Annotated in this window: 1 protein-coding gene; it reads right to left on the reverse strand. The window is 66.1% G+C overall.

Annotation, left to right across the window (positions count from 1 at the left end):
* Positions 1–11: 11 nt before the first annotated feature.
* The gene (locus GGD65_RS17960) at positions 12–17,006 is read right to left on the reverse strand and encodes a leukotoxin LktA family filamentous adhesin (protein ID WP_183236098.1); all 16,995 of its coding nucleotides are present in this window, start codon (positions 17,004–17,006) and stop codon (positions 12–14) included.
* Positions 17,007–17,061: the final 55 nt, after the last annotated feature.

Consider the following 17,061-nt stretch of genomic DNA (forward strand, 5'->3'; position numbering starts at 1 on the left):
CTCGAATCCAATTACCATGCCTGTGCGAGACGGCCAACGGCCGGCTTCGCCGATTCAACCGCCGCATCCTTCCAGCCCGGACGTCCCGCACGCTGCCCCTTCTGGCGCAGCTTGCGCATGTCGCTGAGCCCTTCGATGTTGACGGCGGGGCCGGACCCGACGGCCTCGACCGGCCGTGGCGTCAGCAGCGCATCGAGCCGCGCCTGACCGGAGAGACCGAGCAGGTAGAACGTGCCCCCATCCTTCTTCGCGAGCCAGGTCTCGATGCTCTCTTTGCCCTCGCCGTCGACCGAGATGTTGCGCGCCATGCTGGCGCCGGTGAAGACATTGCAGCAGGTGTGGGTCGGGCCGTAATTGGTGACGGTCGCCGAGACGTCCCCGGTGTAGAACACCACATAGGCGTTGCTGATATTGGCGTTGCCGGTCTGGCTCATCGTGAACACGCCGCCCGGCTGGTAGAGCTGGAGCGTCGGCCAATTGGACGGCGCCGGCGTACGGTTGTTCAGGAGTATCTGCTGGGTCGCCGTGGTGAGCATGAGCTGGCCCGGCACGTAGCCGTTCAGGATCGAGACAGCCGGCGCATCGGTCCAGAAGGTCGCGTCCACCACCCTGAACTGGTTGACGATGATGTGGTCGGGGTCGATCGAGATGTTGGCGGACTTCGCGACGCCGCCGTTATAGCCGGTGACGTTCAGGATCAGCGGGACCGCCGGGTTCGAACGAATCTGCTCGCCCTTGACGTTGATGGTATCAGCCGCGAGGTCGAGCTCCCGCACGACGCTGACCCAGTTGATCGTCAAATCACCCGACGAGGTCATCTTCACGATGTCGCCGCTGATCCGGTCGAGCGAGACCGGTCCGACGACATCGAAATGCGTGTCGCCGTGCGCGGAGATCGATCCGCCGCGGAGCGAGCCGGTGTCGGACTTGATGTTGAGATCGCCGGCATCACCGGGGATCCCCGTCGTGGTGAGCTGGCTGAAGACGACGTCGTTCACGGCATGCAGGGTCTGCGTGCCGCCGCTGATTGCGGCGCCGACGATGATCCCTCCGGTCGTCGCGGTGACGTCGAGCGTGCCGCCAACGTTGAGATTATCCCAATGAACGACCGTGCCGCTGAGGACTGCGTTCCCGGTCGTGGCCGTGAGGTTATGACCGGTGTTGGTACCCGCCGCGATCAGCCTCGCCGAGCCGTGGGCCGAGACCGAGCCGAGTGTCGGCACGCCGCCTGACATCACCGTCTGCGCGAGGATGAAACCGTTGTCCGCGGTGACGTTGATGCTGCCGGCATCGCCGTTGATGCCCGTCGCCGTCAACGCGTTGAAGCTGACGTTGTCATGGGCGCGAATGGTCTGCGTGCCGCCGCTCTGCGCGGTCTGGAACGTGATGCTGCCCTGGCTCGCGGTCGCGCCCAGCGTCGTCCCTACGTTGAGCGTGTTCCAGTTGACCGGGCCTGTGGCCATCAGCAGCCCCGAGCCGGTCGTGGCGGCGAGCGTGTTGCCGGTGATGGTCGTGGCGGCGAGCAAGCTCGCCGAGCCGTGGGCCGAGACCGAGCCGAGCGTGGTCACGCCGCCCGAGGTCACGGTCTGCGCCAGGATGAAGCCGGTGTCGGCGGTGACGTTGATGTTGCCGGCATCGCCATTGATCCCCGTCGCCGTCAGCGCGTTGAACGTCACGTTGTCGCGTGCGCGGAGGGTCTGCGTGCCCCCGCTCTGCGCGGTCTGGAAGATGATGCTGCCCTGGCTCACCGTCGCGCTCAGCGTCGTGCCGGTGTTGAGCGTGTTCCAATTGATCGGCCCGGTCGCGGTCAGCAGGCCGGAGCCGGTCGTTGCGGCGAGCGTGTTGCCGGTGATGGTCGTGGCGGCGAGCAAGCTCGCCGAACCGTGGGCCGAGACCGAGCCGAGCGTGGTCATGCCGCCCGAGGTCACGGTCTGCGCCAGGATGGACCCGGTGTCGGCGGTAACATTGATGTTGCCGACGTCGCCGCTATTGCCGGTGGTCGCGAGCGACTTGAACGTCACGTTCTGGGTCGCGTGGATCGTCTGCGAACCGCTGCTGTCGGCGGTGCCGATGAGAATGCTGCCATTGTTCGCGACCGCGCGGAAAGATCCGCTCGCGCCCGTCGCCGTGCCCGCCAGCACCTGGTCGAGCGTCAATCCGCCGGTGCCGATGATGTCCACACTGCCCTTCACCGCGGACAGCAGGCTCGTCTCGGTGTCGGTGAGAACCTTGACGTAGATGTCGCCGGCGCTCGCGCTCGCCGACAGCCGCGCGGCACTGAGAGTGAACCGACCGGTCGCGCTACCGATGCCGTTCGAGGCGCCCAGCGAGAGTTCGGCGCCCGCGCCGGAGGCGATGAACTTGGTCTGGCCGTCGGCATTGTCGATGATCGCGCCGAGCGAGGCGACGCCGCCGGCGGTGACGATGATCGACGGGGTGTTCGAGGCGGCCGCATAGGACAGCGACGAATTCAGCTGGCCGATCGTCGCATCGCCCGTGGTCGTCACCGAGATCAGCCCGGCCGCGTTGATGGCGGAGTAAGCGCCCATCGACAGGGTGGAAGCCACCAGCGTCACGCCGTCCGCGCTGCTGGTCGCAACCACCGGCGCCGCGCTGGTGCCGGCCGCGAAGGTCATGCCGCGGTTGGCGAGCAGCTGCATCAGGCCGTCGCTGGTGATGCCAGTATTGATGGTGAGCGCGCCGCGCGCCGCGTTCAGCGTCAACGCGCCGCCGGCCGTCAGCGCCCCATAGGGACCACTGGTGCCGACCGCGAGATCGCCGGTCACCGCGAGGATGCTGAGATCGCCGACCGCCGAGCCGGTCACCGCGCCGGAGATGTTCACCTGCAGCGGCTGGAAGGTCGAGCCGTTGAAGCCGATGCTGCCGCCGGCGCGCAGATCGAGGTCGGTGCCGAGGATGTGGATCGCGGAGCGGTCCGTGAAGCCGGCTTCGGCGTAGATGCTGCCGGTCGCGGCGAGCTGGATCGCATTGCCGGCGGCGATGTTGCCGAGGATGAGATCGCCGGTGGTCTGCTTCACATAGATGCCCTGGGCCGACGAGACCTGATCGAGCTGGTCGTTGCCCGGGTCGGCAAACGCGATCTGAAGCGCGTTCGCGTTGGTCGCGGGATTGCTTCCGGCCGCGCCGGGCGCGCCGACATTGCCGCGCTCGGCGATCAGGGTCAGGTTGGCAATATCGCCTGAAATCACGGCGCCGGCCACATTGGCGGAGATGTTGCTGACGGCGTCGAGCTTGACGTCGCCGCGGCCGGTCACCTGGATGCCGTTGGCCTGGGCGGCCGTGATCGGGCCGTAATTGGCGGTGACGCCGCCGAGCGCGAGGCTGTTCTTGCTGCCGAGATAGACATTGGTCAGCGCCTTGGCCGAGATCGCGATCGGGTTGTCGACGACGACGAGGTTCTGCTGCGACAGGCTGACCGTATAGGTCGTGACATGGGTCGTCGGGTCCGTCACCGCGCCGACGGTGAGCTGGCCGGGACCGGCCGAGGACAGCAATGCCCGCTGCTCCGTCGTCAGCGAGGAGGCATCGACACTGGTGAAGGTGAAGGTCTGAGGCGCCGCCGAATTGCCGACCGAGCCGCGCGGCGCGTAGAGCATGATCTGGTTGGCGCTGACATTGGCGACGACGTTCTCGTCGATCGGCGGCGGCGCCGCGCCGATCGAGGACGACGAGACGGTGTAGGCCAGCTGGCTCTGCGTCCACTGCGCACCCGCGGTGATGATGCCATAGACCCGCTCGGTCGATGCCAGCGTGTAGCTGTAGCTCGCATTGTACGTGTTCAGCGCGGTCTGCAGCGCCGTGTTGGTCGGCATGCGCTGGTTGGCGGTCGAGACGCCGTCGAACAGCTTCGTGAACAACGTCGTCGACAGCGAGCTGCCGAACAGCGTGCCCAGCGGATCCGAAGGTGCGGTGCCGAGCAGGCTCGTCAGCGAGGTCTTGAGCTCGTCGGTGGTGATCTTGCCGAGCAGGAACTGATCCCGCAGGAACCGCGTCGTGGCCTCGGTCTTCATCTGCGTCGTCGTAACATTCGCGGGGTCGATACCGAGCTTGGCCGCCACCTGCGCCCGCAGCACCGTCTGCCCCACCGAGGTCGGGGCGTAGGTGCTGCCGTTCGGGAAGGCGATGTTCTTGAGCTGGAAATAGTCGTTGTAGGCTGACGTCACCATCGACTGATAGCTGTTGACGGCGTTGGTGGCGGCGTTGCCGCTGAGCAGGTCGAGGCTGGCCCAGACGTCCTGCAGATGCTGGCTCTGCGCCTGGGTGAGACCGACCGCCGCCCGGCCGTTCAGGATGCTGGCCTGGTTGCCGTCGGAGCCGGCGGCCTCCAGGAAGACCGGGCCGCCGGTCGACTGGATCGTGCCGAGCCGCAGATCACCCTTGGACTGGATGATGTAGGTACCGGTGGCCGAGGCACTGTCGAGCACGCCGCCATCGACGGCGCCGCCCGCCTGCACCGTCCCCGTCGCCTGGATCACCAGCGGATTGATGTTGGTCAGGGTGGAGGCGTTGTTGACGACGGCGCTCGTCGCGCCGATCGCACCGGAGGTGGAGTTGATCTCGATGTTTTTGCCGATCACGACGGGTGTCGCGACGTTGTAGGCGGAGGCCGAGTTGATGTCGCCCGTCGCCGAGAGGAAGACGCTGCCCTGCGGCGTGGCGCCCGCCGAATTCACCTTCACCTGGTTGATCGACAGCGCGCCGACGGCCGAGATCGCGATGTCGCGGTCGATCGAGCTGGCGGTCAGGCTGCCGCCATAGAGCTGCACCTGGACGGGAGCCTTGGTGGTGCCGAGCGTGCCGATGCCGCCGTCACCCCGGAGCGAGACGCTCGTGCCCGAGATCACGGGGTTATTGGCATTGGCGCCGACCGTGATCGACGAGTTGACGCCGGTGGCGGCCAGCGTCGTCGTTCCCTGCTGGTTGTTGATCGACCCGTTGATGACGATGCCGGAGGTCGAATTGACCACGACGTCGCTGCTGCTGCCACCGGTGAACTTGATGTTGATCGGGTTCGACGCCTTGACCGTGTTGGTCAGCGAGAGCGTCAGGTGATCATAGATCGCCTGGTACCAGTTGTACTGGGCATCCGCGCCGCAGCACGCGTTGGAGTGGGTGTTGAGTCCAACGGGGCTCCCGTCCGGGTTCACGCCCCCCGCCCAGTGATAGCTGCCGGTGGCGGTCGTGACCTTCTGGTAGTTGGTGCTCTGCACGCCCGAAACCAGGCTGGTCGTGGTGGTCCAGTTTGCCCCGGTGGCCTGATTGGGCGTGAACTGCCAGCCGTAGTCGAACTGCGTGCTCGCGGTCGGACGATCGAGGGTCGCAGTGTCGACCCATTGATAGAGCATGTTCTCCTGCGTCGCGTACTGGATGCCTGCCGTACCGGTCCTGGCTGTAAGCATCGACGGGTCGATCGCGGCCGCGTTGACGCTATTGACCTCGTACTTTGAGACCTGCTGGTTGCTCGCCGCCTTGGGATCGTAGACCCACCACGTCGTTTTCCCTTTCAGCTGATCGACGATCTCGACCACGCTTTGGGCGGTGGCGCTGGTATTGATGGTATTGGTGACCAGCTGGAGCCCGCTGGTGTTGTTGACCGTGACCGTGCCGGCGCCGCCCTTGATCTCGATGTTTCCCTGGGTCTGGGTGCTGTCGGTCGAGGTCGAGATGATCTTGCCGTTCAGATAGACGTAGCCGCCGGCGCCCTGCGCCACGCCGTTCAGGATGAGCTGGTCGGTGAGAGCGTTGTACCTGACCCCGATCTTGGCGTCGCCGCTGGCCGACGCCGTCACGGAGCCGGAGACGTCGTAGTAGACGCCGTTCCGCGCATTGGCCTGGGCCGCAGCAAAGTCCGCGCCGCCGTTGCGGTTCTTGAGGCCGTTGCTGCCATAGATGGCATCGTACGCCGCGGCGCCGATGTTAACCGAGTAATTGCTGCTCGAGCCGGCCTGGATGGTGCCGTTGATGTTGATCACCGACGCCGAGATGATGACCGCCTGGCCGGTGATGGTCCGGGAGGCTGTCGCAGTGGCCGGCGAATTCGCGGTCTTCGGCGTGATCGCATCCGGCTGGATGTTGATCACCTGGAAGAAGCCCGAGCTGTCGCAGGCTGACGCACAGTTGAATGGCGTCTTGTACGGACCGCTATCGGTGTAAACGTTTCGGCCGTCATAAGTCGTTTTCTTCCACTGCGCGAGCACGACATTGGTCGAGTCCTGCGACTGCCCCTCGATGATCTTGAGGGTCGCGACGTCAGGCACGCTGCCGGCATCGGGAGTGCTGGTGTTCCCAGGCGTACCCCTGCCCACCGGCAGGAAGATCGACGAATAGAGCGAGGTGCCGTCGTAATACGTCATCAGCATGCGCGCGGTGAAGATCGTGCTGGCATCGGCGTTGCCGACGGGTTGATAAATGCCGTGGCTGCCGTCGGCGCAGCAGTAATAGAAGTATGGATGATCGGCTCCGGAGCCGATATGTGGAGCGGTATAGTAGTCACCGTAGGCGCCGAGATAGGTCGCCGCCGTCATCACCGCCGTCAGCGCGTCTTCCGGCCTGTTCTCGGTGCTGGCCCATTGCGAGGTGACCGCGCTGCCGCTGTCGTAGAAGCTGCCGATGCCGCCGAGGAAGGTGAAGGTGCCCTTGGGCACGACGATCTGCACGGTCGCGGCGCTGAGCGACTGCGATGCGACGACGCTGCCGAGATTGTTGATGATCTTGAGCAGACCGTTCGCGTTGCTGACCGCGCCATTGAAATAGATGTCCGGCGTGCGGGTCAGCACGTTGCCGTTCTGGTCGATGCCCTGGCCGCTGTCAGGATCGAGGCGGTTGTAGGTAGCCGAGATGTCGATGGTCGGCGAGGCGCTCGGCATCGCGGTGAAGGTCACGTTGGAGTGCGAATCCGGGTCGACATGGTCGGTCTGGCGATAGGTGATGTTGCCTCCGGTCACGTCGGTGACCGTGAGGTTGCCGAGGCTCATGAAGTCGAGCCCCTTGTTCTCGATCTTGATCAACGGCGAGCTGCGCGCGATGACCGCGGGCGCGGCCGGGTTCGTGCCGCTGTTGCCGGTGAGCTTCTGCGCCAGGATCGAGACGTTGCCGGCCGACACCAGCATGTCGCCGAACGCGAAGGCGTTGCCGGGCGCGTCGGAGGTGAACGGCGCCTGCTTGATCAGCGTGTCGATCTGGCGCTGGATGTCGCCGGTCGGATCGGTGCCGGACGGCGACATGCTGGCGGGCGACGTCGGCGTCGCCGCTGCAAGCTGGGAGCGGACCTGCGCCTCGGTCAGGCCGGTCAGCGACGCCAGCTGGTTGACCACCAGCTGGTAGGGATTGAAGTTGCCGACGATGGCGTACTGGACCGTCTGGTGGTTCCAGCTCATCACCGGGCTGAAGTGGTTGACGTCGGCGACCGACTCGAGGGTCAGCGCGGAGTAAGGGCTCGTCGTGCTCAGCGTCGGCGTGCTCGCGCCGAGCTGGATCGTGATCGTCACGTCGTTGTTGATGCCCGCCACCACCAGGCCGTTGAGCGCGACATCGCCGGTTCCGCTGGTATGGCTGTGGTTGTCGCTGTTCTTGGCGCTGAAGATGTCCAGGTACGGGTTGTAGTTGCTGCCGTTGCCGACGGCCGTGACCTGCCCCTGCGTGGCGCCGAGATAGATGTCGCGCGCCCCGAGGATGCTCGAGGTGGACGCGAGCGTCAGGCTCGTGGTGTCGTCGGCATTGGCCGTGCCGCGGTACAGGGTCGAGATCGGAATGGCAGTGTTGTTGTAGACGACCGTCGTCGCCGTCGCCTGCACGCTGCTGAAGACGCTGCCGTCGCCGGCAAGGCCGGCATAGATGTTGATGTCGCGCCAGGCCACGATCTTCGCGTTGGCGCCGACGTTGACGGACTGGTTGGCGTGAACCCAGCTGTTGGTGCTGGCGCCGACGCCCGCGATCGCGCCATAGAGGCTGGCATTGGCGTTGTTCGCCGCCGCCATCTTGGCCGCCGTGCCGACATAGATCTTGCCGGCGCTGAACAGCTCACGGGCGTTGATGTTGACCGCGAGTGTGGCATTCGCCGTCATGTTGGATTCAGCACCACCGCCGGCGAAGAAGCTGGCGGTGGCGAGGCTCGCGGTGTCGTTGGTGTTCAGGGTGTTGTAGGCCTCGATGTTGATCACGGCCGTCGAGGTCCTGGGATCGTCGTTGAGGCTCAGCACCGTGCCGGCGCCGATATTAGTGGTGACGTTCTGCGTCACATAGGACTCGCTGAGCGCGGCCGCTCCCGAGAACGAGCCGCCCGAGCCTGAACGCGCACCGCCGCCAGCCTGATTGACGACGTCGTTGGCGATAACGACCATGTCGCCGGCCGCCGAGTTGATGATCAGATGCGTCCCGACTTCCGCCGTGGTGGTGGAATCGACGTCATTCCTCGTCTTTCCGGCAGACACGCCGGCCGTGGAGGCCTGATAGGCGTCGCCGCTCGCGAGGTAATTCGTGGTGTGCTTGGCGTCGATGCGGAAGCCGCCGAAATAGAGCGTGTCGTCCGTCGAGCCGCCATCGAACCGCGCATTGGTTACCGCGGTCGAGCCGGTGGTGGCGACCGCCGCCGCGCCGGCATAGGTGCCGCCCGCGCCGACCTTCGCGTTGGAGACATTGGTGTCCGTGCCGGTGGCCTTGATCCAGAGGACGCCCGTGTAATTGCCGTGGCTGAGGACGTCCATGTCCGCGGGCGCACCCAGATAGGCATAAGTGTGCGCGCTGGACGAGGTCTGCGCGACGGTAGCGCCGAGCGCGAGGAAGCCGCTCGAAAGGCCGGTTGCCTCGGCGTATTGGGCACTGTCGTTTTCAGCTTCGACGGTCACGTTGGCGTTGGGCAGCCTGATCCCCATTCCGCCATAGGCGTTGACGGTCGCGTTCTGCGAGGCCTTGGCGTAGCTGCCCTGCGCGCCGATCAGCGAGCCGCCGCCGCCGGCGAGCGCCTTGGCCCAGGTCGTCGTCCCGCTGGTCGGAACCAGCGCCTTGGCGCTCACGTCGAGCGCGCCGCCCGAGAAGCTGACATTGTCGCCGACATCGGCGGTCACCGTGGCCCCGACCGTCGACTGGGCGATGGCGACGCCGACGGCACCGCCGCCGACCGAAACGCCGATCGCCTCGCTCGACAGGTTGGGCGCGATCGCCGCTGCCACCAGCGTGCCGATCCCGGTCGCGGACGTCGTGATCGAGGCGCTGGCGCCGATCTCGGCCAGCACCGAGGAGTTCTCGGTGGCCTCCGCATCCGCACCTGTACCGGCGATAATGCCGCCACCGAGGGCGGTTGCCGTTGTGCTCAAGGTGCCTGCGCCGGCTGCGCCAATCAGCAATTGCGAGGTGTTGATGGTGGCGCCGTCAAGAACCCGCGCTGCGACCGAGCTGTGCCGGCTTGCCGTCGCCACCGAAGCGCCGACGGCCGCGGCACCCGCGGAGACGCCGCCCGTGAAGACCACCTGGGTCGTGGAATCCTGCGCCATGACGGCAGCACCGGTCCCGCCGGTGCCGTTAACATTGCCGCCGAGCAGCGCCGTGACGGTGTTGGTGACATTGCCGACCGCCACGGCGGCCTGGGCGCCGAAGTAGAGAGCTGCCCCGCCGGCGATCGCCTCGGTGTCGATGGTCTTGCCGCTATAGGGACCGGTGTTGGCGTCCTGGACGACCGCGGCGACGGAGATTGACGGCGCCACGACAGCCAAAGGCGTATCCGCGGCGACCAGCACGCCGGAGCCGTTGCGTCCGTAGTCACTGAGATTGGCGAGCACGGTGCTGTTGACGCTGGTGTAGCCGATGCCGGCACCAATGCCGACATTCTTGGCAAAGCCCGCGCCCAGCAGATACATCTTGGCCGCATTGGCGCTGGTCGCCCCGACATTGACCTGCGAGCCCCTGATGTTGCCGCCCGCAATCTGCGCGACCACGACGTCGCTGCCGCCGCTCAGCACATTGCTGACGTCATAGGTCGAGCTGACATTGGCGCTGTTTGGATTGCCGGCCGTGCCGCTCGCGACGGCGCCACTGCCATGCGTGGTGCTGGTGCCGCTGTTCACGGACGCGATGGTGCCGCTGCCGCCCTGATTAAGTTGGCCGGTCTGTTGGCCCTGGGTGTCGGCGTCGGCGGTGTTGGTGCCGATGATGATGACGCCGACGGTCGCGCCGATGCCGACGCTGCCGCCGATGCCGGCGGTGACCGCGTAGGACAGCACCTCCTTGGTGCTGAGCGCATTGACGTTGATCGCGCCTGACGAGTTCAGATTGCTGTTCCAGCTCTCGGCAACGGTCCGGCTCTTGAACACGATGACGTTTGCGGCTGCGCCGACGCCGACGCCTCCCCCGCTGGCGCCGACCGCGAGCGCACCCGCGATCTCCTTGATCGCCACGTCCTCGTTCGCGTTGATCGTCACCGCGCCGGCTGTGCCGCCCGTCACCCCTTGCAGCGTGGTGTCATAGACGCCAGCGATGGTGGTGTTGTTGGCGACCTCGATATTCGCCATGCCCGCGATCGCAGCCGTGCCGGTCGAGAGCGCGCCGCCGATCGCATAGGCCTCGAAGCGGTTCTTGGTCTTGGCCTCGACGTCGAGCGCGCCGCTCAAATTGAGCGCGGTGGTGTGTGCGGCGCTGTTGCCTTGATAGTGGAACTCGTCGCCGACATAGGCCAGAGTCCGGTTCGAGGAGACCTGGACCAGGAACGCCGCGCCGATCGCGGCCTGGCTGCCATAGGCGCCCGAGCCGTTCGCGGAGAAAATACCGGTGTTGTTGGTGGCGTTCACCGTCAGTGACGCGGCCGTCAGCGCGCCGCCGTCGACATAGGCTTCCGTGGTCGCCTGGAAGACGTTCAGCCCGACCGAGCCGGTGTTGAAGCCGACGGCGATCGACGAGGCATCCTGCTCGGCATTGGCCTTCACGGTCACGGCGCCGACGGTCGCGCTCGACGACTGCACGCCGCCGACCGTGGCATTGGTGATATAGGCCAAGGTCTCGCGTGACATCGTCGTCGAGATGATCGTCGCGCCACCGCCGCCGCTGCTGCCGTAGGCGATGCCGGCACCGAACGCGCCGGAATAGGAGAAACTGGACGCGGCGACCTCGATCTGCGGCGCCAGCGTCGACGAGGCCAGGCGCGTGTCAATGGCCGCGCTATCGATATAGGCCCTCGTTGCTCCGCTCATCACGTTGGTGATGGGATTGATCATGATGGCGATGCTGGAGCTCGCAGCAAGCGAGGCGACGTTAGTCACGACCGCCTGGTGCGAGCTCGCGACCACGGCAAGGCCGCGCACGGTGCCCTGGTTCTCGGAGAGGTCGGGCGTGGTGTCGGTCGGCGCGTGGGCGGTGCCGAGATCGAACGCGTGGACGAGCGTGCCGTTGTTGACCGACAGCGTATCGGACGAACTGGTTCCGAGCGCATCGACCTTGGTGTTCGCCCCGCTGATATAGGCCGCGGTGGTTCCCGTGATCTGGTTGGTCACCAGCGAACCTGCGCCGCCGGCCGCGCCCTTGCTGATCGACAAGGCGCCGGCGAACACGGCCGCCTTGTCGTTATTGCCGGCGATCACGCCGACATTGTTGGTGGCGGTGACGTCGGCACCGTTGATGCCGTTGATACCGGCAGCGGTGATGCTGGCCGTGACGTTGGTCCCCATCAGATTGGTGGCGACCGAGCCGGCCAGCCCGACCTGCGAGGATATCGCAATACCGACGGCGACGGTCGAGATGCTGGCATTCGAGTTCGCATTGACCCCGACATTGCCCGAGGCGGTCAGCTTCGAGCCGGTGACGCCGGCACTGACATTATTGGCGATGCTGCTGTAGACCAGCGCGAGGCCCGCGGCGCTGCCTTGCGTCGAGGCGCCGGCGATCGCGGCGGTTCCGGTGATGCTGGAATTGTCGGTCGCGTTGACGGAAATGTTCTTGGCCGTGACGCTCGACTGCGTCGTGCTGGACAAATTGTTTCCGATCGCCGCCGAGACGGTGTTGGCGATCGAGCTGATCGTCGTGCCGCCGACGCCCGCAAACTGTCCGGTCGCAAGACCGAAGCCAATCGTGACCGCCTGGATCTTGGAGGAATCGACGGCGCTCACGCTGACAGTACCGTTACTGCCGGCCGCCATCAGCACGTTGGCGATAGAGGCCGAATGCGTCGTCGCGATCGTGTTGTAGACGATCGAGGCGCCGACATTGTTCTTGCCGGCCTGGATCAGGCCCGCAACGGAAACGATGCTCGCGCCCGGACCGTTGCCCGTGCCGTCGTTGAGCGCAGCCGCGCTGAAGTCGATGCAATTCTGCCCGCCCGTGCCGCCGGCGACCGTGCAGGTGTCCGTGGCGAGATGATTGTTGTTCGACTTCTTGACGAGATTGCCGAGCGCAGTGTCCAGCGCCGACACCGCGCCGCTGTCCGCCAGCACCGTCACGCGGCCGACATTGATGCTCACCGTCGAGCCGCTGTTGATATAGGCCGTCGTGGTGGGCGTGATCTCGCTGACGACGACCGCGCCGGCAAGACCGTTGGACCCCGCCCCGCCCGAAGCCGCGCCGGCCGCAATCACGCTGGCGCTGTCGGCCAGCACCAGCAGCGTGTCGTAGTTCGAGATCGAGGTGCTGCGGATATGCGCGTCGGTCGCGTTGCCGCCCGTGGGATCGGCGATCGACGCATAGGTCAGCCCGATGCCGACGCCGGCCTGGCCGCCCGAGATATAGAGCGAGCCGCCGCCGATCGCGATGTTCGTGGTCTGATAGGCGTCCACCTCGAGCGCGCGGTTGACGCCGCTCGCCTGCCCCGTGATCGTCGAGCTCTCGATATAGGCGTTGGCGCTGTCCGTGATGATGCCGACGGACGCCGACAGCGACGCCGCATTGGATTTCGATCCCGCCACGCCGATGGCGACGACGGTCTCCGAGCCGCCGTTGAGCGCCTGCACCGTCACCGAACTCTGGTTGTTCAGGGTGGTGCCGTAGATGTAGGCGAGCGTCGCGTTGTTCGACATCGCCGCCGCGATCGCGCCGCCGATTGCGGCGCCCTGGGCGGATGCCCCGGCCAGATTGAGCGCCGCCGAACCGGAACCACTATTGAGCATGGTGTCGTTCAGTGCCTGAACGATCGTGTTGGTCGTGACGGTGCCCGCCGTCGTGTACTTGTTGACCGTCGTGTTCCTGATATAGGCGCTGGTGCCGAGCGCGACGTCGCCGATCGCCGAACTGCCGGCGAGATCGATACTGAAGCCGTCAGTGCTCGATCCCGAGGTCGAGCCGATCTTGCTCGCGGCCGTCGCCGCGCCGGCGGCCCCGCCGGTCGCACCTGCACCGGCGGCTCCCGCCTTGTCCGAGAAACTGGAGGCCTGCGGCTCGGAGATCGAAGCCGCGACCGCGGCGGTCGTGATGCGTCCGGAGGTGGTCGCGCTGAGCGTGAGATTGTCGACGTTGACGGCCCCGCTGCCGCCGCCATTGCCGGCGAATGGATCATCGGCGCTGAAGGGACCGGGCCGGATATCGGAATGATTGTCGCCGATATAGGCCGACGTGTCGGTGTTCGCACCGAGATAGGCGACCGCCAACCCGACTGCCGAACCGCCGCTGGTGTTCCGGCTCATTGCGCCGGCCAGCGTGATGACCGATAGGTCCTGCTGCGCCAGGATTCCGACCGTCGGAGCGTACACGGTTGCCTGGCTCGATATCGACGCATGGGTCGTGTTGTTGAGGAAACCGAGCGCGGTGATGCCGTTGAGCGCCAGTGCGCCCGCAGCCTTGCCGGACGTCGGGGCGACGGCAATGAACTGATCAGCGGTGATGGCGTTGACGGCGATATCGTCCGCCGCTCGCACCGTTGCGCCGTCCGAAATGCCGGCGATGGTCTTGGTGTTGAACTGAACGAGATTGAGCGCGCCGCCGACCGCGGAGCCGCCCGACGTGTTGCCGGACAGGAAGCCGAGCGTACCGACATTGCCTGCCGCGTCGATCGACGCCATGGTCGTCGTCGCTGCGACCTGCAGGCTGGCGTTGTAGGTGTGGACGTCGCCATTATCCATGCCCACCGACCAGCCGGTGCCGCTGCCGCAAGCCGCGGCCGCGCAGGTCGTGGTCAGGTTCGCACCGCCCGCGACCCAGGCCGTCGTGTTGTTGTTCACGACGAAATGGTTCAACGAGCCGGCGATGCCGATGGTATCGCCGGCATCCGCAGTGGCGTTGGCGTAACTGGTTAGAATGTTGCCGCCGACACCGAGATTGCCGTTCAGGTGGCTCAGCACGGCGCCCAGGCCGTCCCATTTCAGCCAGGAGTTGGTGATCGGCATCTCGGTGGTGGCATCGACAGCGATGTTCGCCGCGTTGATCAGCGTTCCGCCGCCGATATAGGCGTTCGAATTATGCGTGAAATTGCCCCAGGCGACGGCCGCGCTGATCGCCGTGCTCTCACCCGACACCGGGTCCTTCGTGATCGCGCTGGACGTTGCATTGCTGCGAACGCCGCGATCGATGACGTTGCTGGCGACAGCGACGTTGCCGCTGGCATAGATGCTCGGCGCGCCGCCGCTCGGATTCTGCGCGATCGCAGCGGTCGCGCTCTGGGCACTGTTGGCCAGCGACAGCGCGCCTGCGACCTTGAAATCGAAGCTTAGCGGCACCAGCGATCCCATGTGGTCCCTGATGATCGACGTCGGCGAGGTGACGGAGCGCAGTCCTCGTTCGATCGCCGCAATCAGCGCGGGCAGACCGGCGATGGACGAAGCCATCGTGGAATTGCTTGTGGTGTCGGACGTCGCTTCGACCAGAACGGAGCCGTTCATCCGGTTGTTGACGTCGGTTCCGAGCGATGCGCCGAGCGTCGCGGTCGCAGACGTCGTGATGTCGCTAATGGCGAACGCCCCGCCGACGGCGCCGCTCGCGCCCGTCCCGGGCGCCGCTACCGACGTTGCGCTGGTCGAGAACGAGTTGTTGTTGATCGCGCGCACCTTCAGGGTGCTGCCGCTCGTATTCACCAGACCCGCCGCAAGATGCGCGCCCGTCTCGACGTTGGCGGTCGTCGTCACCGAGCCCTTCGAATAGGCCACCGTCGGGACGATCTGCGCGCTCGTCGATGCCGCGAGGGCGGAGACGGCAATGGTCGCATCGTTGAGCGCCTTGATCTCGAGGTTGCCGCCGGCGTTGATCGTCGCGCCCGAGGCCACATTGGTCGTGACGTTGCCGTCGATCTTGCCGACGACCACACCGGCCGCGACCGGCGTGAGGCTGCCGAGCAAGGTGCTGGCGACCGCCGGATCCGACGCGGTCTCGGTGGCATGCGCGGAAATGGTGACATCGCCGCGACCGTTGATGTCGGCATGGCTGTTGATGTTGATGGTCGCCGTGGCGCTTGCCGCGACATAGCCGCCGTTGAGCCCGAGCAGCGAGGCGGCAAGTGTCGAGCCGACAAGGGCGAAATCACCGGCCACCGAACCGTTCAGGAAACTCGATACCGCCGTCGAGGTCGCGGAGATCGAGATGATGCCGCCGGTGATCTTGCCGTCGACCGTGATCGACGTCGCGGCGGTGGCTTGGCCGGACAGCTTGATGTCGCTCGCCGTTGCCGTCAGCGTGACGTTGCCGTCGGTGTAGCTGGTCCCACCGAAATTAACCGACTGCGCCAGGATCTGCGCGCCATTCTTGATATCGATGTTCGGCGCGTCGATGATGACGTTGTTGGCGTTGCCGGTCGAATGGCCGGAGCCGTCGAGGCGGCGGGCATCGATCACCGCATGTGCGGCGAGTGTGATCGAATGATCGGCTTGGATGAGGTAGTTGGCACCGGCGCTGAGCCCGGCGAGCGCAGCCGCGACGGAGCTGTTCGAAAGCGTCACGCCGGTGTCGCCCTGGGCGGCATCGCCGACGACCAGGTCGGTCGGATCGATCAGCAGCGTGCCGGCCTTGCCGTTCTCCGCGCTGAGCTTGACCTTGATGCCCTGGCCGATGTCGATGATCCCGTTCGCGCTGAAATCGACCAGGCCCGCATTGCCGGTCTTGGCGCTGGCGTTGAACCTGGCCCCGCCCGCCACGGTCAGGTTCTGCGCCGCCTTCAGGCGGATCTCGCCGGCATCGCCGGTCTTGCTGGCGATGTTCAGCCTGGCGTTCTTGCCGATATCGATGTTGTTGCCCGCCTGCACCGTGATGTTGCTCGGCGTCGAGGTCTTGCTGTGCGCGGTCAGGCGGCCGTTGACGCGAGCGTTGTTGACGGCGCCGATATGGATCGAACCGTTGCTGACGGTGATCGAGCTGGCGCTGCGCAGGCCCTTGGAATTGACCGAGGCCGCGAACTTTGCGGCGTGGTCGAGATTGGCGATGTCGCGCTGGGTCGCGCCGCCGACGAAGACGTTCTGCCCGGTCAGGCGCACGCCGTCCTGGGCATTGACGCGGCCGTAGATGCGGATGTTGCCGTCGGGCGAGACCGGGAACGAGCCCGCCATGAGATTGCCGACCGCCGTGCCGTTGATCGCGCCGCCGGGACCGATCAGGCTGTCGGTGAACTCGCGCGTCGGGGTCGAGACGTTGAGGCTGCCGACATTGACCACGCCGCTGCGGCCGACCACGAACCCCTTGGGGTCGGCGAAATAGACGTTACCGCCGATCGAGCCGTTCATGTAGGAGTTCAGCGTGCCGTTGACGTAGACCGGCGCGTCGCGAACGATGTTGACGAGGTTTCGCGTCCCGGTCGGCAGTTGCAGGTTGACGGTGTTGCCCTGCCCGACGCTGAACTGCGAGAACGAATTGAAGGCGTTGTTGCCCGAGACCGTCGACGTCGTGACGTTGGTGACGCTGCCGGAGGTCTGAAGGCTGGTCCCGGTCCGTCCATCGGGGACGATGACGTTCGCCGTCTGCGCCTGAACGCGGACGCTGAACACCGGCAGGAAGACCATCTGCATCGCGCAGAGCAGCGACATCGAACGAAACCGCGCCAGCCGGCGCAGCGTCGTCAGTTCGTCATTGTCTCGCGCCGCAGATGGTCCGCGCATTTCAGATCCTCGTCATCGGCATTGGCGCCGATCCACAACCGGGTGGGAGAATGTC

It is taken from the genome of Bradyrhizobium sp. CIR18, assembly GCF_014198295.1.
Taxonomy (GTDB): Bacteria; Pseudomonadota; Alphaproteobacteria; order Rhizobiales; family Xanthobacteraceae; genus Bradyrhizobium.

Coding starts and splice junctions, on each gene's coding strand:
- GGD65_RS17960 (WP_183236098.1), bottom strand. CDS start 17,006: ATGCGCGGACCATCTGCGGCGCGAGACAATGACGAACTGACGACGCTG.